The 23015-nt window shown below is 73.7% G+C and carries 18 protein-coding genes; 11 read left to right on the top strand and 7 right to left on the bottom strand.

The window, feature by feature from the left end; genetic code table 11:
- Positions 1 to 101 precede the first annotated feature (101 nt).
- The 7 genes from ACIRB7_RS31835 (at position 102) to ACIRB7_RS31805 (ending at position 10148) form a co-directional block, all read left to right on the top strand.
- Positions 102 to 1130, top strand: coding sequence for a hypothetical protein (locus ACIRB7_RS31835; RefSeq protein ID WP_403605695.1), 1029 nt, complete (start codon positions 102 to 104; stop codon positions 1128 to 1130).
- The gene (locus tag ACIRB7_RS31830; RefSeq protein ID WP_403605692.1) at positions 1127 to 2368 is read left to right on the top strand and encodes a sensor histidine kinase; all 1242 of its coding nucleotides are present in this window, start codon (positions 1127 to 1129) and stop codon (positions 2366 to 2368) included. The genes ACIRB7_RS31835 and ACIRB7_RS31830 overlap by 4 nt, the downstream gene beginning before the upstream one ends.
- The gene (locus ACIRB7_RS31825; RefSeq protein WP_403605689.1) at positions 2365 to 3042 is read left to right on the top strand and encodes a response regulator; all 678 of its coding nucleotides are present in this window, start codon (positions 2365 to 2367) and stop codon (positions 3040 to 3042) included. The genes ACIRB7_RS31830 and ACIRB7_RS31825 overlap by 4 nt, the downstream gene beginning before the upstream one ends.
- 91 nt (positions 3043 to 3133) lie before the next feature.
- Positions 3134 to 4582: a peptidoglycan D,D-transpeptidase FtsI family protein gene (locus tag ACIRB7_RS31820; RefSeq protein ID WP_403605686.1), complete on the top strand. Its 1449-nt coding sequence runs from the start codon at positions 3134 to 3136 to the stop codon at positions 4580 to 4582.
- Between the two features lie 146 nt (positions 4583 to 4728).
- Complete coding sequence (locus ACIRB7_RS31815; RefSeq protein WP_403605683.1) at positions 4729 to 5193, top strand: hypothetical protein; 465 nt, start codon at positions 4729 to 4731, stop codon at positions 5191 to 5193.
- A 96-nt stretch (positions 5194 to 5289) separates the two neighbouring features.
- On the top strand, positions 5290 to 7356 hold the full coding sequence (locus tag ACIRB7_RS31810; protein WP_403605680.1) for a SpoIIE family protein phosphatase: 2067 nt from the start codon (positions 5290 to 5292) through the stop codon (positions 7354 to 7356).
- Complete coding sequence (locus ACIRB7_RS31805) at positions 7353 to 10148, top strand: SpoIIE family protein phosphatase (protein ID WP_403605677.1); 2796 nt, start codon at positions 7353 to 7355, stop codon at positions 10146 to 10148. Before ACIRB7_RS31810 ends, ACIRB7_RS31805 begins: the two co-directional genes overlap by 4 nt.
- A 75-nt stretch (positions 10149 to 10223) precedes the next feature.
- Here the strand turns inward: ACIRB7_RS31805 and ACIRB7_RS31800 are convergent, their stop codons facing one another.
- Complete coding sequence (locus ACIRB7_RS31800) at positions 10224 to 11357, bottom strand: hypothetical protein (RefSeq protein WP_403605674.1); 1134 nt, start codon at positions 11355 to 11357, stop codon at positions 10224 to 10226.
- On the bottom strand, positions 11354 to 12286 hold the full coding sequence (locus tag ACIRB7_RS31795; protein WP_403605671.1) for a 5-dehydro-4-deoxyglucarate dehydratase: 933 nt from the start codon (positions 12284 to 12286) through the stop codon (positions 11354 to 11356). Before ACIRB7_RS31795 ends, ACIRB7_RS31800 begins: the two co-directional genes overlap by 4 nt.
- 199 nt (positions 12287 to 12485) lie before the next feature.
- On the opposite strand from ACIRB7_RS31795, the gene ACIRB7_RS31790 reads away from it, so the two are divergent.
- Positions 12486 to 13295 carry an NAD-dependent epimerase/dehydratase family protein gene (locus tag ACIRB7_RS31790; RefSeq protein WP_403605668.1) on the top strand — a complete coding sequence of 270 codons (810 nt, stop codon included), beginning with the start codon at positions 12486 to 12488 and terminating at the stop codon, positions 13293 to 13295.
- Positions 13296 to 13470: 175 nt separating this feature from the next.
- Here the strand turns inward: ACIRB7_RS31790 and ACIRB7_RS31785 are convergent, their stop codons facing one another.
- Positions 13471 to 14406, bottom strand: coding sequence for an AraC family transcriptional regulator (locus ACIRB7_RS31785; protein WP_403605665.1), 936 nt, complete (start codon positions 14404 to 14406; stop codon positions 13471 to 13473).
- Between the two features lie 112 nt (positions 14407 to 14518).
- Here ACIRB7_RS31785 and ACIRB7_RS31780 point away from each other — a divergent pair, with 112 nt between their 5' ends.
- Entirely contained in the window at positions 14519 to 14758 is a 240-nt protein-coding gene (locus tag ACIRB7_RS31780) for a hypothetical protein (RefSeq protein ID WP_403605662.1), read from the top strand.
- Positions 14759 to 14794: 36 nt separating this feature from the next.
- The gene (locus tag ACIRB7_RS31775) at positions 14795 to 16024 is read left to right on the top strand and encodes a TerD family protein (RefSeq protein WP_403605659.1); all 1230 of its coding nucleotides are present in this window, start codon (positions 14795 to 14797) and stop codon (positions 16022 to 16024) included.
- Between the two features lie 21 nt (positions 16025 to 16045).
- Here the strand turns inward: ACIRB7_RS31775 and ACIRB7_RS31770 are convergent, their stop codons facing one another.
- The 4 genes from ACIRB7_RS31770 to ACIRB7_RS31755 all read right to left on the bottom strand — a co-directional run bounded on the left by ACIRB7_RS31770 (position 16046) and on the right by ACIRB7_RS31755 (position 20931).
- A complete protein-coding gene (locus ACIRB7_RS31770; protein WP_403605656.1) occupies positions 16046 to 17062 on the bottom strand; it encodes a 1-aminocyclopropane-1-carboxylate deaminase in 1017 nt (338 codons plus the stop codon).
- A gap of 70 nt (positions 17063 to 17132) precedes the next feature.
- Complete coding sequence (locus tag ACIRB7_RS31765) at positions 17133 to 17825, bottom strand: GntR family transcriptional regulator (protein ID WP_351212867.1); 693 nt, start codon at positions 17823 to 17825, stop codon at positions 17133 to 17135.
- Between the two features lie 54 nt (positions 17826 to 17879).
- Positions 17880 to 19319: an alkaline phosphatase PhoX gene (locus ACIRB7_RS31760; RefSeq protein WP_403605653.1), complete on the bottom strand. Its 1440-nt coding sequence runs from the start codon at positions 19317 to 19319 to the stop codon at positions 17880 to 17882.
- A 157-nt stretch (positions 19320 to 19476) separates the two neighbouring features.
- Entirely contained in the window at positions 19477 to 20931 is a 1455-nt protein-coding gene (locus ACIRB7_RS31755; RefSeq protein WP_403605650.1) for a hypothetical protein, read from the bottom strand.
- Positions 20932 to 21136: 205 nt separating this feature from the next.
- On the opposite strand from ACIRB7_RS31755, the gene ACIRB7_RS31750 reads away from it, so the two are divergent.
- A complete protein-coding gene (locus ACIRB7_RS31750) occupies positions 21137 to 22996 on the top strand; it encodes an endonuclease/exonuclease/phosphatase family protein (protein WP_403605647.1) in 1860 nt (619 codons plus the stop codon).
- Positions 22997 to 23015: the final 19 nt, after the last annotated feature.

Raw genomic sequence — 23015 nt, 5'->3', positions numbered from 1 at the left:
GTCTGCGGCCACGGGGGAGGACCCCGTCTCCCCCGTGCGGCGGAGACGGTTCACCGCTCGGCAGGACGTGGCGCCGGGGGCGCGCACGGGAGCGTGGAGCCATGACAGAGACCGCTCCCCTCCCCCGCGCCGGCCGGCAGGCCGCGCCCCACCGGCCGGCCACGCCCCACCGGCCGACCGCCGCCCGCCGGGCGCTGCGCGCGCTCGCGATCCTCGCCTGTGTCCCGTACGTCTCGCTCAAGGTCGCCTGGGTGGCGGGCAGCGAGATCGGCATCCCGGCCGGGAGCACGCTCCTCGAGCACCCGAGGATGATGGCGATCGCCAACTCGGTGACGGTGGTCGCGGACGTCCTCGTCGTCGTCCTCGCCCTGCTCCTCACCCAGGCCTGGGGCCGGCGGTTCCCCGCCTGGCTGCTCGCCCTCCCCATGTGGGCGGCGACGGGACTGCTCACCCCGATCATGACCGGATACCCGACGCAGCTCGCGGTCGCCGCCTTCAGCGGCGACGAGAAGGCCGCCGCGCCCAGCGAACCCTTCCTGGATCCCTGGGTCTTCGGCGTCGTCTACAGCGGCTTCATCCTCCAGGGCCTCGCCCTCGGCACCCTCTTCGTCCTGTACGCCCGGGACCGCTGGGGCCACCTCTGGCGCGGCCGGCTCGGCGATCTGCCCGGCCGTACGACCGGGCCGTGGGTACGGGCCGCCGCCCTGGCCGGTTCGGTGACCGCGCTCGCGTCGGCCGTGCCGCATCTGCTGTGGGCGGCGGGCGCGATCACCGGCCTGTCCGCACGGCGGATCGCTGACCGCGACGCCGACTTCTACGTCCTCGAGGCCCAGTGGCTCGGCTTCCTCGCCGTCGCCGTCCTCTCCACGCTCCTCCTGGTCCTGCGCCGCCCCGCCCGGCTCCGGGCCCGGCTCCGGGTCCGCACCACGCTCGCCGTGGCCTGGACGACGTCGGCCGCCGTGGGCTGCTGGGGCGCCTACATGTCGCTCGTCGCGGTGCTCCCGGAGACGGATCCCACCAAGCGCGTCCCCGACCTCGTACAGCTGTCCTACGCTGGCGACATGATCACCGGGTTCCTCCTCGCCGCGTGCGTGGCCGTCTTCCTGCGGCGCCGGAGCGCCGAGGCGTGAGGCGGTGCGCGGTCGCCCTCCTCGGGCAGCGGGCCAGACGGCGCTGGCTCCATCTGATCGTGGGCGGCGCGCTGTTCATGCCGTTCTGGATGGTCGGCACCCTGGTCATGGCCCCGTTGCTCGACGCGGGAGGCATGTTCTCCGGGAGTCTCGGGGTGCAGTTCGGGGCGTACGCGGTGGGCCTGCCGCTCGTCGCGGTCAGCGCGCTCTTCCCGCTGGCCCGGCCGATGTCGGTGGCGGCGGCGCGGGCGCTGTGCGGGGTACCGGCGGACCGGTTCGCGGACGGCCCCGCGCAGGGCCGGGAGGCGAGGGCGCGGGCGGCGGGCTGGCTGACCCTGCACCTGGGCGCCGGGGCGCTGGTCAGCGGGGCCACCCTGGCCCTGCCGCCGTTCGCGGTGTCGGTGATGGCGCTGCCGTTCTCGCCGGGGCTCCGCGCGTCGGAGCTCGGCCGGCTCTGGGGCCTCGACCGGCCCTGGTGGAGCTGGGCGGCGCTCCCCGCGGGGATCCTGATGCTGCTCGCGCTCGCCACCGTGGCCGCCGCGACCGGCGCCCTCCTCGCCCGGCAGGCGCCCCGGCTGCTCGGGCCGAGTCCGGCGGACCGGCTCGCGGCGGCCGAGCGGCGCGCGGCGGAGGCGGAGTCCCGCAACCGGCTCGCCCGGGAGCTGCACGACTCCGTCGGTCACGCGCTGAGCGCGGTCACCCTCCAGGCGGGCGCGGCCCGCCGGGTCCTGAGCGGCGGCGACGGGGCGGACCTGGAGTTCGTCCGGGAGGCGCTGACCGCGATCGAGGAGACCACCCGGCGTACGGTCGGCGAGCTGGACTGGGTCCTGGGCCTGCTGCGCGGGGACGAGGAGGTCGAGCAGGGCGTGGGCCCGGGGCTCGACGCCCTGGAGGCCCTGGTGCGGGGCGCGGGACCGAAGGTGGCGCTCACGGTGTCCGGTGACCTCGTCCCCGTACCGGAGGCGCTGTCCCGGGAGGCGTACCGGATCGTTCAGGAAGGGCTGACGAACGCGGCCCGGCACGCGGGCGGGGAGCCCGTCACCGTACGGCTCGACGCCCGTACCGAGAAGGTGGAGATCACCATGGAGAACCCCCTGCCCGAGCGGCCCCCGGTCGCCCGCCCCAACGGCGGGCGCGGTCTGCGCGGCATCGCGGAACGGGCCCGGCTGCTCGGCGGCACCGCGGAGGCCGGCCCGGCGGACGGCGTCTGGCGCCTCGCGGTCAGGATCCCCCGATGAGCGCGTCCGTGGCCGGGGGGCCGGTCATCAGGGTGGTCGTCGCCGACGACGAGCGGATGGTGCGGACGGCCCTGCGGGTCATCCTGGACGCGGAGCCCGGCCTCCAGGTCGTCGGCGAGGCGTCCACCGGCGCCGAGGCGGTGTCGGTGGTGCGGGCGGAGCGGCCGGACGTCGTCCTGATGGACGTGCGGATGCCGGAGATCGACGGGATCCGGGCCACCGAGCAGATCCTCGCGGGGATGGCGGAGCCGCCGCGGATCGTGGTGGTGACCACCTTCGAGAACGACTCCTACGTGTACGACGCGCTGCGCGTCGGCGCGGCCGGCTTCCTGCTGAAGCGGGCGGCGGCGGAGGAGCTGGTGGGCGCCGTCCGGCTGGTCGCGCGGAGCGACTCGCTGCTCTACCCGGCGGCGGTGCGGGGCCTGGCCGCCGAGCACGCCCGCCACCGGGCGCCGGTGGCGCCGCCGTGGGTGGGGCGCCTCACCGAACGGGAGGCGGAGGTGCTGCGCCTTGTGGCGACGGGCCTGACGAACGCGGAGATCGCGGGCCGGATGGGCGTCGGCGCGGCGACGGTCAAGACGCATGTGGCGGCGGTCCTGGCGAAGTCCGGAGCCCGCGACCGTACACAGGCGGTGATCCTCGCGTACGAGTCGGGTTTCGTCCGGGCGGGGTGAGGCGTCCGCGTTGTACGACGAGATGAAGGTTCGCTGAGAAACGGGCCACATCCGGAACCTCCCCCGCCGACCCGTTCGTCCCCCAAGTGCGATGAACAAGACGATCAGGAACACGTCGGTCTTCGTGCTGCTCCTGGTGCTCGCCCTGCTCGGCCGGGCCACCTGGGTGCAGGCGTACGAAGGCACGGCGCTCGCGGACGACTCGAAGAACCGGCGGAAGACCATCGCGCAGTACGCGCAGCCGCTCGGCAACATCGTCGTGGCCGGCTCGCCGGTCACCGGCTCGAAGAAGACGGAGGGAACGGACCTCGAGTACCGGCGCACGTACACCGACGGCGGGCTGTACGCGGCGGTCACCGGCTACAGCTCGCAGGCGTACGGCGCCACCCAGCTGGAGGGCATCTACGGCGATGTCCTCGACGGCACCGACGACCGGCTGAAGAACCCGCTCGACGCCCTCACCCGCAAGCAGCAGGAGCCGGGCACGGTCGTCACCACGATCGACCCGGACGTGCAGAAGGCCGCCTACCGGGCGCTCGGTGACAACAAGGGTGCGGCCGTCGCCGTCGACCCGGCGAGCGGCCGGATCCTCGGGATGGTCTCCACCCCGTCCTACGACCCGTCGAAGATCGCCGGGACGACGGACGGCGACGCGTGGAAGGCGCTGACCGACGACGAGGACAAGCCGCTGGTCAACCGGGCCCTGCGCCAGCCGCTGCCGCCCGGCTCGACCTTCAAGCTGGTCGTCGCGGCGGCGGCCCTGGAGGAGGGTCTGTACGGCTCGGTGGACACGGCGACGGAGAGCCCCGACCCGTACACCCTGCCGAACACCCGGACCGTCCTGAAGAACGAGAACGCCTCGGCGCCCTGCGAGAACGCCACGATCCGCACCGCGCTCCAGTACTCCTGCAACAACGTCTTCGCGAAGATGGCCGCCGACCTGGGGCAGGACAAGGTGAAGGCGACGGCAGAGAAGTTCGGCTTCAACGACGACGAGCTCGACGTCCCGGTCCGCGCCTACCCGAGCGTCTACCCGTCCGGCATGGACGCGGCGCAGACGGCGCTCACCGGCATCGGGCAGTTCGACGTGACCGCCACCCCGCTCCAGATGGCCATGGTGTCGGCGGCCATCGCCAACGACGGTCTGCTCGCGGCCCCGCACATGGTGTCGGAGGTCGTCGACTCCGACGGCGACGCCCTCCAGTCGTACAGGGACGGGGACACCACGCGGATCGTCTCCTCCTCGACGGCCGAGCAGCTGCGGAGCGCCATGCGGACGGTCGTGGAGGAGGGCACCGGCACCAACGCGGCGATCGCCGGCGCCGAGGTCGGCGGCAAGACGGGCACGGCGCAGCACGGCGAGAACAACAGCGAGACGCCGTACGCCTGGTTCACGTCGTACGCGAAGGACCCCTCCACCGGGAAGCAGGTCGCCGTCGCGGTGCTGATCGAGGACTCGGGCGCGGCCCGCTCCGAGGTCAGCGGCAACGGTCTGGCGGCCCCGGTGGCGCAGAAGATGATGGCGGCGGCGCTGAAGTGAGCTGAGGCAGGACGGGGTTGGGCGGGGCCCGATTGGCCGTCGGGCCCCGCCGCGCGATATGCAGGGTCACGCTCGTCTCCGAGCACCCATTCGAATCGTCGAACGATCGAACCACCGATCCTGCTCTCACCTCGCGGAGGACCGCCGTGCGCCTGCCCCGTTCCCTCTCCGGCTGGACCATCGCGGTCTTCGGGGTGCTCGCCGCCGCGCTGGGGGTGGTGGGCCTGGTCGTACCGGACGCGCTCCTCACGGTGATGGGCTTCGAGCCGGTGCCCGAGGGCGGGCGTGCGGACGGCGACCACACGCTCGTCTTCCTCACGGCCTCCTCGATGGCCGCGCTCAACATGGGCGTCTACTACGTCCTGGCCGCGCTCGCCGACTGGAAGCCCTTCTTCCGCTGGACGGTCCCCTTCCGGCTCCTCACCTGCGCGGTCTTCACCCTCGCGGTCGTCACCGGCCGCGCCCCGGCCGGATTCCTGGGCGTGGGCCTGTGGGAGGGCCTCGGCGCGGTGGTGACGGGGGTGGCGTTGCGGTACGAGAGGAGCGGCGCCCGGCCTGGTCGACAGGACGCCGTCCTGGAATCCGCCGAGACATCGAGGCCCGCCCGCTGACGGAGCCGTACCGTCCCCGCGTGCGCCGCTCGCGGTGCGGGGCGCCCGGCGGGCGGCGAGCATGGAAGGAGGCGCGCGCGGCGGGAGGAGGGCAGTGTGACGGCCGGTTCCTTCCCGGGGGCGACGGGGCGGGCGGGTGTGCCCCTGGACCACCGGGGTCTCCTCGACGTGATCGGGGTCGCCGCCATCGTGGTCGACGCGCGGGGCCGGATCGTGCTGTGGAGCCCGCAGGCGGAGGCCCTCTTCGGATTCTCCGCCGACGAGGCGCTCGGCCGGTACGTGGCCCGGCTGATCGTCGGCGATGAGCACCGCGAGGAGGCGATTCGGCTCTTCGGCGAGGTGCTGCGCGAGGGCACGTCCTGGGCCGGCACCTTCCCCGTACGGCACAAGGACGGCAGCGTCCGGCGCGTGGAGTTCCGCAACATGCGGCTCACCGACGACCTGGGCGGCCTGTACGCGCTCGGGATCGCCGCCGACCGCGCCGCCGTCGAGCGGGTCGAGACCGAGCTCGCCCTCTCCGACCGGCTCGTCTCCCAGTCCCCGATCGGCCTGGCCGTCCTGGACACCGACCTTCGCTACGTCCTGGTCAACCCGGCCCTGGAGCGGATCAACGGCATTCCGGCCGCGCAGCACATCGGGCGGCGGGTCGGCGACATGCTGCCGCTGGTCGACGCGCGGGCCTTCGAGACCTCGCTGCGCACCGTACTGGCCACGGGGATCCCGCTGCTCGACCAGCCGCTCGTCGGGCAGACCCCGGCGGACCCGGACCGCGAGCACGCCTGGTCGGTGTCCCTCTACCGCCTCGAAGGGGCCGAGGACCGGGTCCTGGGGGTCGCGGCCTCGGTGATCGACGTGACCGCGCGGCACCGGGCGGACGCGATCGCGGACCGGTCCCGGCGGCGGCTCGCGCTCATCGCGGACGCCTCGGCCCGGGTGGGCACCACCCTGGAGGTGGAGCGGACCGCCGACGAACTCGCCTCCGTGGTGGTGCCGGAACTCGCGGACATCGCCGCCGTCGACGTCCTCGACTCCGTCCTGACCCTGCGCAGGCCCGGCGCGCCCGAAGAGGGGCCCGAGCTGTTCCGGGCGCTCGCGGTGAAGGCGGGGTCGCAGACGGAGGCGCTGCCGGCGGCGGACCCGCCGGGGGCGGTCGCGATGTACGGGGCGGACCGGCTCGTCACCCGGTGCGTGCACACCGGTCTGCCGGTCCTGGTGGAGCACGTCGGCCCCGGTGACCTGTCGCGGATCGCGCGGAGCCCCGAGGCGGCGGAGCTGCTCGCCCGGGCCGGGGTGCACTCGTATCTCGCGGTGCCGCTGATCGCGCGCGGCGAGGTGCTGGGGGCGCTCGACCTCAAACGGGACCGGAACGCGCTGCCCTTCGACGGCGACGACGTGCTGCTCGCGACGGAACTCGCGGCGCGCGCCGCGGTCAGCATCGACAACGCGCGCTGGTACCAGAGCGTGCGGAACTCGGCGGTGACGCTCCAGCGCAGTCTGCTGCCCGGCACTCCGCCGAAGCGGGCGGGTCTCGAGGTCGCGGCCCGCTACCAGCCGGCGCAGGCGTCGAGCGAGGTCGGCGGCGACTGGTACGACGTGATCCCGCTGCCCGACGACAAGACAGCGCTCGTCGTCGGGGACGTCATGGGCAGCGGGATCGACGCGGCGGCGACGATGGGGCGGCTACGGACGGCGACCTGCGCGTTCGCGGACCTCGATCTGGCGCCGGCGCAGGTGCTGCGGCATCTGGACCGGATCACGGCCGGCCTCGAGCACTACATCGCGACCTGTCTGTTCGCCGTGCACGACCCGGCCCGTGCACGGTGCCGGATCTCGAACGCGGGCCATCTCCCGCCGGTACGGGTCCCGGTGGACGGGCCGGCCGAGCTGGTGGCGGTGCCGCCGGGGCTGCCGCTCGGGGTGGGCGGTGCCACCTTCCGTACGACCCGGGTGTCCTTCCGGCCCGGGGACGTGCTCGTGCTGTACACGGACGGTCTGGTCGAGACCCGCCACGAGGCGATCGACGAGCGGCTCGCCCTGCTCGTGGGCCTGCTCGACGAGGCGCGCGGGCCCCTTGAGGAGACCTGTGACCTGCTGCTGCGGGCACTGCGCCGGCCGGGCGCCGCGGACGACGTGGCGCTGCTCATCGCCCGGAGCACGGAATGACGGCCCGGGACCGGAACCGGGACCGGGACCCGAACCGAAAGCGGGACCGGGACCGGCGGCCGGGTGCGCGGGAGCGCAACACCGGGCTCCGGAGTGTCGCCGGGCAGGTGTTCGCCCTGGAGGCGCTGATCGCGCTCCTGGTGATCGCGGCGGCCGTGTTCGTGACCCTGCACCAGGCGCGCAGCGACACCGAGCACGACGCCCGGATCCGTTCCCTCGCCGTCGCGGAGGCCTTCGCGAAGTCGCCGGGCGTCGACGAGGCGCTGACCTCGCGCGATCCGACGGCGGAGCTCCAGGACCGGGCCGAGGCCACCCGGCGGGCGACGGGGGTGGACTTCATCGCGGTCCTGAGCCCGGCCGGGGTGCGGTACACCGACTCGGAGCCGCAGCTGATCGGCCGCAGGGCGACCGGCGACCTCACGCGCGCCACGGTGGACGGCGAGTCCTTCACCGAGCTGTTCCGTGGCGCCCCCAACGACGCCGTACGGGCCGTGGTCCCCGTCGTGGACGACCGGGGCAAGATCGTCGGCATGGTCACCAGCGGCATCGAGCTGGAGAGCGTCGCGGACGCGGTGGAAGGACGGCTACCGCTGCTCGTGGGCGCGGCGGCGGGCGCCCTCGTGGTCGCCGTGGGCGGGGCCGCGCTCGTCAGCCGGCGGCTGCGGCGGCAGACACACGGCCTCGGCCCGGCCGAGATGACCCGGATGAAGGAGCACCACGAGGCGGTCCTGCACGCGGTGCGCGAGGGCGTCCTGATCGTGGGCGCGGACCGCCGGCTGCTGCTCGCCAACGACGAGGCGCGCCGGCTCCTCGGTCTCACGGCGGACGCGGAGCGGCTGCACGTGTCGGAGCTCGGCCTCGACCCGCGGACGGTCGAGCTCCTGGAGTCGGGCCGGTCGGCGACGGACGAGGTGCACCGGGCGGGCGACCGGCTGCTCGCGGTGAGCGTGCGGCCCACGATCCCGGACGGGCACGAGTCCGGTTGTGTGATGACGATGCGGGACACCACCGAGCTGGCCGCCCTCACCGGCCGGGCGTCGGTGGCCCGTGGCAGGCTCCAGCTGCTGTACGAGGCGGGGGTGCGGATCGGTACGACGCTGGAGGTCGTACGGACGGCGGAGGAGCTCGCGGAGGTGGCGGTGCCGCGGTTCGCGGACTTCGCGACGGTGGAGCTGCTCGAACCGGTGCTGCGTGGCGAGGAGCCGCCGGAGGCCGCGACGGCGACGACGGAGATGCGGCGGACGGCGCTATGCGGGCTGCGTCCCGACCAGCCGCTCCAGCCGGTCGGGGACATCGTGCGTTTCGATGTCCCCAGCACCCCGATGGCGACGGCGCTCGGCGCCGGCCACGCGGTGGTGCAGGCGGAGCTGGCGGCGGCGGAGGGCTGGCGGGCGCAGGACCCGGAGGGGGCGGCGCAGGCCCTCGCCTTCGGGATGCACTCGCTGCTCACGGTGCCGCTCCTGGCGCGCGGGGTGGTCCTGGGGATGGCCAACTTCTGGCGGGCGGACACCCCGGAGCCGTTCGGGGAGGAGGATCTGTCGTTCGCGGAGGAGCTGGCGGCGCGGGCGGCGGTCGCGATCGACAACGCGCGCCGGTTCACCCGGGAGCACACGATGGCGGTGACGCTCCAGCGGAGCCTGCTGCCGCGGGTGCTGCCCGAGCAGAGCGCGGTGGACGTGGCGTACCGCTATCTCCCGGCGAAGGCGGGCGTGGGGGGCGACTGGTTCGACGTGATCCCGCTGCCGGGGGCGCGGGTGGCGCTCGTGGTGGGGGACGTGGTGGGGCACGGGCTGCACGCGGCGGCGACCATGGGGCGGCTGCGGACGGCGGTGCACAACTTCTCGACGCTCGATGTGCCGCCGGACGAGCTGCTCGGCCATCTGGACGAGCTGACGGCCCGGATCGACGACCGGTCGGAGGGGCCTGAGGGCGAGGGGCGGCGGCGGGAGGAGGGCATCACCGGCGCGACCTGTCTGTACGCGATCTACGATCCGGCGTCCGGCCTGTGCACGGTGGCGAGCGCGGGGCATCCGGGTCCGGCGCTCGTGAATCCCGACGGGCGGGTCGAGTTCCCCGAGCTCGCGCCGGGGCTTCCGCTCGGGCTCGGTCTGGGCGACGTGCCGTTCGAGGTGACGGAGCTGCGGCTGACGGAGGGCAGCAAGCTGGTGCTCTACACGGACGGCCTCCTCGAGGACCGGGGCCGGGACCTGGACACGGGGCTCGGGCTGCTGGGGTCCACGCTGGCCCGGCCGGACCGGAGCCCGGAGCAGATCTGCGCGGACGTGCTGGCGACGCTGCTCTCTCCCTCGCCGCGTGACGACATCGCGCTGCTCGTGGCCCGGACCCGGCTCCTGGAGCGGGACCGGATCGCCGAGTGGGAGGTGGCGCGGGACCCGTCGGCGGTGTCGCCGGTACGGAACGCGGCGGCGGCGAAGCTGGCGGAGTGGGGCCTTGAGGACCTGGCGTTCACGGCGGAGCTGATCCTCAGCGAGCTGATCACGAACGCGGTGCGGTACGGGGCCGATCCGGTCCGGGTACGGCTGCTCCACGACCGGGCGCTGATCTGCGAGGTGTCGGACGGCAGCAGCACCTCCCCGCATCTGCGGCACGCGGCGACGACGGACGAGGGCGGGCGCGGACTGTATCTGGTGGCGCAGTACGCGGAGAGCTGGGGCACCCGGTACGGCCGGCGCGGCAAGACGATCTGGGCGGAGCTGCGGCCGGGCGCGGCCGGGGAGCCCGCGCCGGCGGCGCTGCCGGACATGGACGCGCTGGAGGACCTGGCCTGGTGAGACGGCGGCCCGCCGCCCCCGGGGGGAGCGGCGAGCGGCCCAGGGTGTGTCCGGCGGATCAGGGCCGGACACGCCCTAGCCGAGTTTCCGCAGGGCCGTCCGAACGGCGCCGAGGTCCTCGTCGGAGGCGAGACCGGCGTGGTAGAGCCGCAGTTCGGTCGCGCCCGCCTCGCGGGCCCGCTCGGCGTCCTCGGTGAGCCGGTCGGGGGCGCCGCCCATCCCGGCGACGACGGACAGGTTCGCGGCGAGGACGGTGTCCGGGCGGGCGTGGGCGGCGAAGTCCGCGACCCGGTGCGGGCGGGCGACCACCCCGTCGCCGAGGCCGAGGACGTGCGCCGGGTCGGTGCCGGCGTCGGCGCCGCAGCGGTACGGGTCCGGGTCGGCGTGCAGCAGGACCCGGAAACCGGGCGGCGCCGCGGCCCGTACGGCGGCCACGGCGGCCTCCTGGAGGGTACGGGCGGTCCCGGCGCGCCAGGCGAGGGCGGGGGCCTCGAGGGCGCCGAGTCCGCCCGCCGGTCCCGTCCCGGCCCACACGGGCTCCAGGGCGCGGCGCACGGCGGCGGCGAGCTCGTCGGGGTCGGCGCCCCCGTCCCCGTACCCCTGACGGCAGGAGGGGCAGAAGCAGAGCGACATCAGGTACTGCTCGCGCTCCCCGAGCGTGACGCCGCCGGTCTTGTCGTGGGCGTGGAGGTGGGCGAGGCCGTACCAGCCGCAGGACTCCAGTTCGGTGCCGGCCGCGCCGGGCCGTACGGCGGCCTCGGCGGCCAGGTCGACGAGCAGGGCGCGGACCTCGGGGCGGGCGATGCAGGGGGCCCAGGGGTAGCGGTCGCCGTAGGCGTTGACGACGGAGGTCTCCGGGTGCTCCGCGCCGAGCCGGGAGTTGTGGGCGAGGACGACCCAGCTGTGCACGTCGAGACCGGTGGCGGCGAGGGCCTCGGCCGCCCGCCCGAAGGAGTCGCCGGGCGCCCATTCCCCCGCCGGGTACGGGCGGAGCGGGCGGCCCGCCCAGCGGTCCGGGTCCGGCGGGTAGAGCACGGCGGCGTACTCGGCGGTGACGATCCGGTGGCCGGGGTGGCGGGGGGTCAGCGCCCGGGTGGAGTGGTAGGCGGCGGCGAGCGTGACCTGCGCGAGGCCGAGCCCGGCGAGGAGCGCGGGCGCGGCGGGGTCGCCGTCGACGTCCCAGGGGTAGACGAAGGCTCCCGCTCTCATGCGCCGGCCTCCTTGAGGAGGGCGCGGCCGTGCTCGACGAGCCGGACGAGTTCGTCGACGTGCTCGGGGGCGGGCTCGCTCAGCGGGGGCCGTACCTCGCCGACGTCCAGGCCTCCCCTGCGTACCGCCGCCTTGACGAGCGAGACGGCGTATCCACGGCCCTGGGAGCGGAGTTCGACGAGGGGCCGGTAGAAGCCGTCGACGAGGAGGTTCACGGTGGTGTCGTCGCCGGTGGCGAGGGCGCGGTGGAAGGCGAGGGCGAGGTCGGGGGCGAAGCAGAAGACGGCGGAGGAGTAGAGGGTGACGCCGATGCCCCGGTAGGCGGCGCCGGTGAGTTCGGCGGTCGGCAGGCCGTTGAAGTAGAGCAGGTCGAGGCCCTCGGCGCGGACGGCGCTGACGATCCGCTGCATGAGGTCGAGGTCGCCGAGGCCGTCCTTGAGGCCGATGATCCCGTCGGTGCGGGCGAGGGCGACGGCGGTGGCGGGGGTGAGGATCGCGTTGTCCCGCTGGTACACGATGACGTCGAGCGAGGTGGCGGCGGCGAGTTCGGTGTAGTGGCGGAGCAGGCCTGCCTGGTCGGCGACGACGAGGTAGGGCGGCATGGCGAGGAGTCCGTCGGCGCCGGCCTCCTCGGCGAGCCGGGCGTACCGGACGGCGAGTGCGGTGCCGTAGCCGGCGCCCGCGACGACGGGGACGCGGCCGGCGGCCTCCTCGACGGCGGCGGCGACGCAGTCCCTGAACTCCTCGGGGGTGAGGGCGTGGAACTCGCCGGTGCCGCAGCAGGCGAACACGGCGGCGGCGCCCGCGTCGATCCCCGCGCGTACGTGCGCGCGGAAGGTGTCGAGGTCGACGGAGCCGTCCGGCGCGAAGGCGGTGACGGGGAAGAACAGCAGGCCGTCGAGCCGGCCGGCCAGCGGGGCAGTGGTCACGGGCGCTCCCAGGGAAGTCCGTCGTGCACAGTTCTGACTGTCATCCATATGCATGAACGTTGACCCGAGGCACGCTAGAACAGGGCGATCCGCCGGTCAAGAAGAAGACCAGCCGTATGCCACTCCCTTGACGGTCCGTCGACCCGCTCCCTAGCGTGTCCATGGTTGTGAATGCCGCTCAGCAGAGGAGACCCGCTCCATGTCCGCACCCCGCACCGTCCTGCTCACCGGCGCCGCCGGGGGCGTCGGCACGCTGATGCGGGAGCTGCTGCCCCCGTACGGCTACGAGCTCCGTCTCCTGGACGTCGCCCCGGTACCGGGAGCGCCGGACGCGATCGTCGCCGACCTCGCGGACCGCGCGGCGCTGCGGGAGGCGGTCCGGGGCGTCGACGCGATCGTGCACCTGGCGGGCATCTCCCTGGAGTCGAGCTTCGAGAAGATCATGGCCACCAACATCGCCGGGACGTACCACCTCTACGAGGCCGCCCGCGAGGAGGGCGTCCGGCGCGTGGTGTTCGCCTCCAGCAACCACGCCGTCGGCTTCACCCGCCGCCCCCGCGAGGGCGAACCGCTCGTCCCGGTCGACACCCCGCACCGCCCCGACACCTTCTACGGCCTCTCCAAGTGCTTCGGCGAGGACCTGGCGCAGCTCTACTGGGACCAGCACGGCATCGAGACCGTCTCCGTCCGCATCGGCTCCTGCTTCCCCGAGCCCACCTCGGTACGGATGCTGTCGATGTGGCTCAGCCCCGCCGACTGCGCCCGCCTCCTGCACACCACGCTCACCGCCCCGGACGTCGGCCACACGGTGGTGTACGGCTCCTCCGCCAACACGCGCGCGTGGTGGGACCTCTCCACGGCCCGGGCGCTCGGCTTCGAGCCGGAGGACGACTCGGAGGCGTACGCGGAGAAGCTCATCGCCGAGAAGGGCCTGCCGCCCGAGGGCAGCGCCGACGACCTCTACCTGGGCGGCCACTTCTGCGTGGACCCGCCCCGGTGGCCGCACTGACGGTGGGAGAGCGAAGGTACGCAGGACCCGGCCGGACTGATACGGGGGAGCCGGCCGGGGCCCGGGTCACGGGTGCGCGCTGGCAGACCGGACCTGCTCACCGTAGGCCCGGACGAAGATCATCGCGAGCCGCTGAACGCGGCTCCTGTCCGGATTGCGCGGTGGGTCGCCGCGGTCAGGGCGACGCGCGCAGGGTCCGGGACGGCGACTCCCCGAACTTCTCCCGGTAGCGGGCCGCGAACCGGCCCTGATGGGCGAAGCCCCAGCGCCAGGCCACCTCGCTCACGCTCACCTCGTCCGGCGCGGCCGCCCGCAGCTCCTCGCGGACCCGGTCGAGACGGACCTCCCGTACGTACGCCATCGGTGACATCCCCACGTACTCCCGGAACGACTCCTGGAGGCGGCGCACGCTCACCCGGGCCAGGGCCGCGAGCTCGGTGGTCGTGAAGGGGTGCTCGGGGCGTTCCCGTACCGCGTCCATCGCGCGTTTGACCGGGGCCGGGCGCCGTGGCTCGCCCGGGTGGGCCAACGCCTCCCGCCAGGGGTGCTCGGCGGCGAGCAGCAGCCCGTTGAGCAGCGCCTCCTGCAAAGGGCGCGCCACCAGCTCGTGCCGGGCGAGACCCTCGCCCGCGAGAGCCTCCGCGGCGACCTGACGGGCGAAGCGCACCCAGCTCAGACCGGGACCGCGGCTGATGTCCAGGCCGGGCGCGAAGACCAGCGACCCCCGGGGCGCGCGGCCGATCAGCTGCTCCAGGCGGTCGCGCAGCTCGGCCGCCCCGACCTTCACCGACAGCGTCCGGCAGTCCCCGCTCCAGCGGTCGAGGAAGGTGTCCCCCGCCGGGTCGAGGAGCAGTGCCTCCGCGGCCGTCGCGACGATCGGGGCCCCGCCCTGGCGCATCTCCATCCTGCCGCTGAGCGGCGCGTTCAGGTGGTACGCGCCGAGTTCACCGAAGCTCATCCGCACATCGGCCCCGCAGCTCAGGTCGCCGATGACGAGCGGGCCGAGCACGACGGTGTCGAAACGCGCCGCGAAGGGGCGCCGCTCCCGGTCGACGACGTCCATCCGGTTCGCGTAGTAGCGGACGTCGAGCTCCTCGCGCGCCTCGTCCACGTCCCGCGTCCGGAAACAGTTCCCACCCACAGCGCCCACCGCGCCCCCTGCACCCATGGGGCGAAAGAATATTCATATGACGGATCTGACCGGGAACGGCAGGATGCCCGGCATGCCACGACCCCATGGATTCACGTACGAGCGGCGCCATGACGGCTCCGTCGTCCTCACCCACCTCGGCCGCGCCGCGGGCGTCCTTCGCGGCGGCCGGGCCGGGAAGTTCCTGGCGGAGGTCGAGTCGGGCGACGCCCAGCTGGTGATGGCCCGGTGGACGGGCTCGTACCGCTTCGGCAACGAACGGCAGGCCGGAAGCCACCCCCGTAATCAAGGTGGCCGAACCCGGCGAGGGTAAGGGAACGGCAAAGGGGCCCGGATCGTTAGCCTTGGCATGACCGCTATGACCCCCGGCTCGAACATCCCTCTCACCGTCGCTCGCGTGGCGGTGGACGTCGCCGCCCCCGTGCGGCTCGACGTCTCGGGCCTGCTGCTCGGCGCCAACGGCAAGGTGCGCTCGGACGACGACTTCATCTTCTACAACCAGCCGTCCGGGCCCGGTGTCTCCTACCGCTCCGGCGGCGGTGCCGCCCCCGACGCGATCCTGGTGGACACCGGCGCCCTCCCGCCCGGCATCGAGAGGATCGTCGTCACCGCGAGCCCGGACGCCGCGGGCCAGACCTTCCAGGGCATCGAACCCACGGCGACCCTGCGCAACGCGGACGACAACAGCGTCCTCGCCACCTTCACCCCGCCCCAGCTGGCCACCGAGACCGCGCTCGTCGTCGTCGAGATCTACCTGCGCAACGGCGCGTGGAAGGCCCGCGCCGTGGGCCAGGGCTACGCGAACGGGCTCGCGGGCATCGCGACGGACTTCGGCGTCTCCGTGGACGACGCGCCCGCCGCGGCCCCGGCAGCCGCCGCGCCCGCCCCCGTCGCCCCGCCCGCGCCGGTCGCGCCCCCGGCCGCCCCGGTGGATCCCCGCATCGCGGCCGTGACGCCGCCCGCTCCCCCGGCCGCCGCGCCCGCCGCCCCCGTCTCCACCGGCAAGATCAACCTCGACAAGGGTCGGGTCAGCCTCCAGAAGAACCAGACCGTGTCCCTGGTCAAGGGCGGCCGTCCGCTGCTCTCCCAGGTCAAGATGGGCCTCGGCTGGGAGCCCGCCTACCGGGGCAAGGACATCGACCTGGACGCCTCCGTCATCGCGTACGGCCCCCAGCGCAACCACCTGGACAGCTGCTACTTCGGCAAGCTCTCCATTCTCAACGGCTCTGTGAAGCACTCCGGCGACAACCTCACCGGCGAGGGCGCGGGCGACGACGAGGTGATCGTCGTCGACCTCGGCCGGCTGCCGGCCGACACCACTGGTCTGGTCTTCACGGTCAACTCCTTCTCCGGCCAGAAGTTCACCGAGGTCGCCAAGGCCTACTGCCGGCTGATGGACGCGGCGACCGGCGAGGAGCTGGTCCGCTTCGACCTGACCACCGCCGAGCCGCAGACCGGCGTGATGATGGCCAAGCTGATCAAGCAGTTCTCCGGTGAGTGGGAGATGACGGCCATCGGCGAGTTCGTGAAGTCCCGGACGGTCCGGGGCATGGTGAAGCCGGCCGCCCAGGCACTCTGAGCGACCGGCCGCGGCCCGCGGCTAGAAGAGCGCGCTGTAGGCGTTGAGGGCGGGCTGGCCGCCGAGGTGGACGTAGAGCACGGTCGAGTCCCGGCCGATCTCTCCCCGGTCCACCAGATCGACCAGACCCGCCATCGACTTCCCCTCGTACACGGGGTCGGTGACCATGCCCTCGGTGCGGGCGGCGAGCCGCATCGCGTCGAGGGTGGTCTCGTCCGGGACGCCGTACACCCCGGCGTGGTAGCGCTCGTCCAGCTCGACGTCGGCCGCCGTCACCGGCCGCTCGACCCCGATGAGGGCGGCGGTGTCCCGGGCGATCCGGGTGATCTGCTCATGCGTCGGACCGGGCTTCGCGGACGCGTCGACGCCGATGATCCGGCGCGCCGGACCGCCCTCCTCGGCGAGCGCGGCGAAGCCCGCGACCATGCCGGCCTGGGTGGAGCCGGTCACCGAGCAGACCACCACCGTGTCGAAGAAGACGCCGAGCGCGCGCTCCTGCTCGGCCACCTCGTACGCCCAGTTCGCGAAGCCGAGACCGCCGAGCCGGTGGTCGGAGGCGCCCGCCGGGATCGCGTACGGCTTCCCGCCGCTCTCCTCGACCTCCCGCAGGGCCTGCTCCCAGCTCTCCTTGAAGCCGATGCCGAAGCCGGCCCGGACCAGCCGGACGTCGGCGCCCGCGAGACGGCTGATCAGGATGTTGCCGACCTTGTCGTAGCCGGGGTCGGGCCAGTCGACCCAGCTCTCCTGGACGAGGACGCAGCGCAGTCCGGCGCGGGCGGCGACGGCGGCGACCTGGCGGGTGTGGTTTGACTGGACGCCGCCTATGGAGACGAGGGTGTCGCAGCCCCGCGCGAGGGCGTCGGCGACCAGGTACTCCAGCTTGCGGGTCTTGTTCCCGCCGTACGCGACACCGGAGTTGCAGTCCTCGCGCTTGGCCCAGAGGGTGGCGCCGCCGAGGTGGTGACTGAGCCGTTCGAGCGGGTGGACGGGCGAGGGCCCGAAGAGGAGCGGATAGCGGTCGAAGTCGGTGATCGGCAAAGCGGCTCCCGGTGGGTGACGGCTGCTGGACGACGTTCCTGGACGCTGCTACGGGTGGTCCCCGGCGCCGCTACGGAACCGCCGGTCCCGGGATGCCCGTGACCTCGGCCACCTCGATCGCGTCGTCCGCGAGCTGTTCGAGGGCCGCCCAGATCTCCGTGGTGACCCGTACCGCCTCCGCCGCGTCCCCCGCCTCGCAGGCGTCGATGAGCCGGGCGTGCAGCTCGGCCGATCCGCAGCTTCCGGCGTCACCGAAGAGCCGCCGCTCCACGCGGCGGATCAGAGGGGTGTACCGCTCGATCGTGGCGGCGGCGGCGTGGTTGCCGCTGGCGACGACGAGGACCTGGTGGAGCTCGTCGTCGGCGGTCAGGGCGGCTTCCACGTCGGAGGCCCGCACGGCCGCGGCGAAACGCTCGTTGGCCTCGCGCATGGCCCGGATGCCCTCGGGCCCGAGAAGGGGTACGCCGGTCCTGGCGGCGAGTTCGTGCATCACCCGCACCACCGAGGCGGCGTCCCGGACGACCCGGCTGACCGGCCGGGTGACCCGGGTGTAGCTCTGCGGCTTGGACTCGACGAGCCCCTCGCCGCAGAGCCTGGCCAGGGCCTCGCGCACGGGTGCGCGCGAGAGCCCGAGCCGTCCGGCGAGGTCGGCGTCCTTGAGCGGTGCGCCGGGGGCGAGGTCGCCGCGCACGATGGCCTCGCGCAGCGCCTCGTACGCCCGGTCACGCAGCAGGGTCCGGCCCACGGGCCGTAGAGCGTCCATGGGCTGGCATGTTAGATGTCAGGCCAGGGAACTGACCAGGGGTCAGCATTCGTCTCAGCGGCGCGGCTGGCGCCGCCAGGGGCCGGTGATCGCGACCATGATGCCCGGGTTCTGGATGCTGGCGAACAGCGTGTCGCCGTCGGGCGAGAAGGTGACGCCGGCGAACTCGCTGTCATTGAGGTCGTTGCGGGCGATCGGGTAGGTGCGGCCCGAGTCGGTGGCGCCGAAGAGGTGCTGGACGCCCTCGCCGTCCTCGGCGATGACGAGCCCGCCGTACGGGGAGACGGTGATGTTGTCGGGGCCGTCGTAGGCGCCGTCCGCGTCCGGGTTCGCGTTCACCCCGAGCAGCACCTTCAGGGTGAGGGTGCGGCGCTTGGGGTCGTAGAACCAGACCTGGCCGTCGTGCGCGGCGCCGGGGCTCTCCGCGCGCGCGTAGGAGGAGACGACGTAGGCGCCGCCGTCGGCCCACCACATGCCCTCCAGCTTGCGGGCGCGGGTGACCTGGCCGTCCGTGAACTGCTTGCGGACGGAGGTGGTGCGGCCGTCGCGGTCGGGGACGTCGACCCAGTCCACGCCGTAGACGGTGCCGATCCGGCTCGCGCGGGAGAGGTCGTCGACGAAGCGGCCGCCGGAGTCGATGCACTTGGCGGCCTGGAGCACACCGGCGTCGTCGGCGAGGGTACGGAGTTTGCCGCGGCCGTGCTCGAAGCCCTTCGGCGGCACCCAGCGGAAGAGGAGCCCGTTGGGGTTGGAGGCGTCCTCGGTGAGGTAGGCGTGGCCCCGCCTGGGGTCGATGACGACGGCCTCGTGGTCGTACCGGCCGAAGGCCTTGACCGGCTTCGGGTCGCGGTTGGCGCGGCGGTCGCGCGGGTCGACCTCGAAGACGTAGCCGTGGTCCTTGGTCATGCCGTTGACACCGGCGCGGTCGGAGTTCTCCTCGCCGGTCAGCCAGGTGCCCCAGGCGGTGCTGCCGCCCGCGCAGTTGGTGGAGGTGCCGGCGATGCCGACCCACTCGGCGACGGTGCCGTCGCGGTGCACCTCGACGACCGTGCAGCCGCCGGCCGCGGCCGGGTCGTAGACGAGCCCCTCGGTGAGCGGGACGGGGTGGGCCCACTTGTCGCGGGTGCCCTTGAGCTCGTGGTTGTTGACGAGGTACGTGGTGCCGCGCGGCCCGGCGAAGGCGGCGGTGCCGTCGTGGTTGGAGGGCGTGAACTCGCCGGACTCCAGGCGGGTCACGCCGGTGCGGGTGACGACGCGGTAGGTGAACCCGGCGGGCAGGGCGAGGATCCCCTCGGGGTCCGCGACGAGCGGTCCGTAGCCGAGCCGGTGGCCGTGACCGTGCCCATGGCCGTGGTCGTGGCCGCCGTACGCCTCCGGGTCGTCGGAGGCGAGCGCCTCGGGCGCGGTGGCGAGCGCGCCGACGACACCGGTGAGGGCGAGCCCCGCACCGGCGACGGCGGACTGCTTGCTGAACTCTCTGCGGTTGAGGGGCATGGTGTGGCGTTCTCCCTGTGCTGGCCGGGTGTCGCGGGTCACCCTCCCGCGCCGCCACGAACACCGCCTGAACGCCACGGGAACACCGCCGGGCACGAGCCGCCGGGCCCCGGTCCACGCACGCCCCAGCTGTCGCCGCGCTCGTACGGGCCCCGCGTCAGGACCCCGAACGGGAGCGCGCCTTGAAGGCGGACTTGCGGGCCTCCTTGGCCACGGTCTTGTCCCGGTGGAGGCGTCCCATCGCGTCCAGGACCTCCGCCGTCGCGGGGTGCTCCACCCGCCAGGCCGCCTCGAAGAAACCGCTGTGGCGGCCGGTGAGGCCCTCGATCAGCTCCTGGAGCTCCTCCAGGTCACCGTCCGCGTCGAGCTGGGCCGCGATCGTGTCGATCGCCAGCCAGAAGATCATCGACTCCGGCGGCGCGGGCACGTCCGTCGCGCCCCGCTCGGCGAGCCAGACCCGCGCCAGGCCGCCGAGTTCGGCGTCGTCCAGGACCTCCCGTACCGCCGGCTCCGCCTCGGCGCCGACCAGGGAGAGCGTCTGCTGGCAGTGGAGGCGGCGCAGCGGCGAGCCCGCGTCCGCGCCGCGCGCGGCGTGGAGCAGCTCCCGGGCCGCACCGAGCGCGTCGCGCCCGGCCAGCCAGCCGGCGGTCTCCTCCCGCGCCGCGGCCTCCGGGTAGCCGGCGATCCCGTCGAGGAGCGCGTCGGCGCCCTTGTCCGCGAGGTCACCGACGGCGGGGGCGTCCACGCCGGCCTCCAGCATCCTGACCCGGATGCCGTAGAGGCCGAGCGGGGTGAGCCGGACCATGCCGTACCGGGTGACGTCCTCGTCGTCGACGGGCGGTGCGGCCTCCTCGCCCTCCTCGGCCATCAGGGCCTCGTCGACGGGCTGGTACTCGACGAGGCCGATCGGCTCCAGGAGCCGGAACTGCTCGTCGAGCCGCATCATCGCGTCCGAGACCTGCTCCAGGACGTCGTCGGTGGGTTCGCCCATGTCGTCGGGGACGACCATCGAGGCGGCGAGCGCGGGCAGCGGCACCGGTCCCTCGCCGGGACCGCCCTCGCTGACGGTCAGCAGGTAGAGGTTGCCGAGGACGCCTTCCAGGAACTCGGCCTCCGCCTCCGGGTCCCAGTCGAGGGACTCGATGTCGATCTCGCCGTCCTCGCCGACGATGGCGTCCAGGTCGTCGAGGACGGGGGCGACGGCGTCGGCGAAGACGGTGTCGAAGGCTTCGAGCCAGAGCGTGAGGACGTCCTGGGGGGAGCCGCCCTTGACGATCGCCAGGTTCTCGCCGGGCGCGGCCCGCCCGGGGGTGTCACCGTCCTCCGCCTCCTGGCCGTCCTCCACGGCCACCAGGCCGGTGTCGACGGCGAGCCGCCAGGCGTCGCCCGCCCACATCTCGCCGTCCTCGTCGTCGTCGAGGCCCAGCACCCCGACGGCCTCGGGCAGCTGCTCGTCGACGAGTTCGCCGCCCGCGTCGACCCGGGTGTGGGGTCCGGCCCAGCGGGCGAGCCGTACCGCCTGGGCGAGGAGGGGGGCGGCCAGGGCGTCCCGCGCCAGCTCCGCGTCCGCAAGGAGCCGAACGGGGGGAAGGGTGGGGTGCTCCGCTGACATCTGGGGGGTCTCCTCGGCGCGTGGGTGGGTGAAGGGGGCTCCAACAGCGGCTCTCAGCGTAGACGCATCCGGGGGGAGGTCCGGCGGTTCACGGACCCGTCAGCCTTCGTACACCCGTCGACTCTTGACAAGTTGGGCGCTCTGCCAAGAGATTGACGCGCGTAGATGCTTCTGTCGTTCCTCCAGCACCCTCGGAGTACCCCTGATGCCTTCCTCCATACCGAGATCTGCCGGCCGTACCGTCGCGCGATCCGCCGCGGTCGCCGCTGTCGTCGCCTCGGCCATCGCCGCGGGTCTGCTCGCCGGTTCGTCGAGCGCCGCCGCCGAGGACGCCGCCGTTGTCCGCGTCCACGACATCCAGGGCACGACCCGCGTCTCGCCGCTCGTCGGCAAGCAGGTCACCGGCGTCACGGGCATCGTCACCGGTGTGCGTACCTACGGCTCGCGCGGATTCTGGATCCAGGACCCCGAGGCCGACGCGAACCCGGCCACCAGCGAGGGCCTCTTCGTCTTCACCAGCTCCGTCCCGACGGTCGCCGTCGGCGACGCGGTCAGCCTGAACGGCACGGTCACCGAGTACGTCCCCGGTGGTCTGAACTCGGGCAACCAGTCGCTGACGCAGCTCTCCAAGCCGGTCGTCACCGTGGTCTCGAAGGGCAACGCCGTCCCGGCCCCCGTGACGATCTCGGCCTGGTCCGTCCCCGACGCGTACGCCCCCGAGGGCGACCCGGCGGCCGCCGGCTCGATCAACGGCCTGACGCTGGACCCGGAGACGTACGCCCTGGACTACTACGAGTCCCTGGAGGGCACCAACGTCCGGATCGGCTCCTCGCGCGTGGTCGGCGCCACCGACCCTTACGCGGAGCTGTGGGTGACGGTGAAGCCGTGGGAGAACCGCAACTGGCGCGGGGGCACGGTCTACGGCTCGTACGAGTCGCAGAACACCGGGCGGCTCCAGATCCAGTCGCTGACCCCGCTCGCCCAGCAGCCGTTCCCCAAGGCGAACGTGGGCGACCAGCTGACCGGCACGACCGAGGGCCCGCTCGACTTCAACCAGTTCGGCGGCTACACGCTGACGGCCCGCACCCTCGGCACGGTCACCGACCGGGGCCTCGAGCGCGAGAGCACGGACAGGCAGCACAAGAACGAGCTGGCCGTGGCCACGTACAACGTGGAGAACCTCGACCCGAGCGACCCGCAGGCGAAGTTCGACGCGCTCGCGAAGGCGGTCGTCGACAACCTCGCCTCGCCCGACATCCTCGCCCTGGAGGAGATCCAGGACAACACCGGCGCCAAGAACGACGGCACGGTCGCCGCCGACCTGACGGTGAAGAAGTTCACGGACGCGATCCTGGCGGCCGGCGGCCCAACGTACGAGTGGCGCTCGGTCGACCCGGAGAACAACAAGGACGGCGGCGAGCCCGGCGGCAACATCCGTCAGGTCTTCCTCTTCAACCCCGAGCGGGTCTCCTTCACGGACCGCGCGGGCACCGACGCGACCTCCGCCACCGCGGTGACGGGCAGCAAGGGCCACGCCGCGCTGACCGTCTCCCCCGGCCGTATCGACCCGGCGAACACCGCCTGGGAGAGCAGCCGCAAGCCGCTCGCGGGCGAGTTCGTCTTCCGCGGCCGTACGGTCTTCGTCATCGCCAACCACTTCGGTTCGAAGGGCGGCGACGAGGGCCTGACCTCGCACCACCAGCCGCCGAACCGTTCCTCCGAGGCGAAGCGACTGCTCCAGGCGCAGGCGGTGAACGCCTTCGTGAAGGACATCGTCGCGCTGGAGAAGCAGGCCGACGTCCTCGTCGTGGGCGACATCAACGACTTCGAGTTCTCCGGGACGACGGAGGCGCTGACGGACGGCGACGTGCTGTACCCGGCCGTGAAGTCGCTGCCGCGCGGTGAGCGCTACTCGTACGTCTACCAGGGCAACAGCCAGGTGCTCGACCAGATCCTGACCAGCCCCGGCGTGCGTCACTTCGAGTACGACAGCGTCCACATCAACGCCGAGTTCGCCGACCAGGACAGCGACCACGACCCGCAGGTGCTGCGCTTCCGCCCGTAGGACGTAGGACGCAGGACCG

It is taken from the genome of Streptomyces sp. NPDC093795 (assembly GCF_044764665.1).
Taxonomy (GTDB): Bacteria; Actinomycetota; Actinomycetes; order Streptomycetales; family Streptomycetaceae; genus Streptomyces.
The sequence above is the reverse complement of the archived record's forward strand: the minus strand, read 5'-3'. Positions and strand labels throughout refer to the sequence as shown.

Bases quoted from the DNA above. Each gene is read 5' to 3' on its own strand.
- ACIRB7_RS31755 (WP_403605650.1), bottom strand. From the start codon at position 20,931: ATGTCAGCGGAGCACCCCACCCTTCCCCCCGTTCGGCTCCTTGCGGAC.
- ACIRB7_RS31805 (WP_403605677.1), top strand. From the start codon at position 7,353: ATGACGGCCCGGGACCGGAACCGGGACCGGGACCCGAACCGAAAGCGG.
- ACIRB7_RS31780 (WP_403605662.1), top strand. From the start codon at position 14,519: ATGCCACGACCCCATGGATTCACGTACGAGCGGCGCCATGACGGCTCC.
- ACIRB7_RS31825 (WP_403605689.1), top strand. From the start codon at position 2,365: ATGAGCGCGTCCGTGGCCGGGGGGCCGGTCATCAGGGTGGTCGTCGCC.
- ACIRB7_RS31750 (WP_403605647.1), top strand. From the start codon at position 21,137: ATGCCTTCCTCCATACCGAGATCTGCCGGCCGTACCGTCGCGCGATCC.
- ACIRB7_RS31820 (WP_403605686.1), top strand. From the start codon at position 3,134: ATGAACAAGACGATCAGGAACACGTCGGTCTTCGTGCTGCTCCTGGTG.
- ACIRB7_RS31760 (WP_403605653.1), bottom strand. From the start codon at position 19,319: ATGCCCCTCAACCGCAGAGAGTTCAGCAAGCAGTCCGCCGTCGCCGGT.
- ACIRB7_RS31800 (WP_403605674.1), bottom strand. From the start codon at position 11,357: ATGAGAGCGGGAGCCTTCGTCTACCCCTGGGACGTCGACGGCGACCCC.
- ACIRB7_RS31835 (WP_403605695.1), top strand. From the start codon at position 102: ATGACAGAGACCGCTCCCCTCCCCCGCGCCGGCCGGCAGGCCGCGCCC.
- ACIRB7_RS31765 (WP_351212867.1), bottom strand. From the start codon at position 17,825: ATGGACGCTCTACGGCCCGTGGGCCGGACCCTGCTGCGTGACCGGGCG.
- ACIRB7_RS31775 (WP_403605659.1), top strand. From the start codon at position 14,795: ATGACCGCTATGACCCCCGGCTCGAACATCCCTCTCACCGTCGCTCGC.
- ACIRB7_RS31790 (WP_403605668.1), top strand. From the start codon at position 12,486: ATGTCCGCACCCCGCACCGTCCTGCTCACCGGCGCCGCCGGGGGCGTC.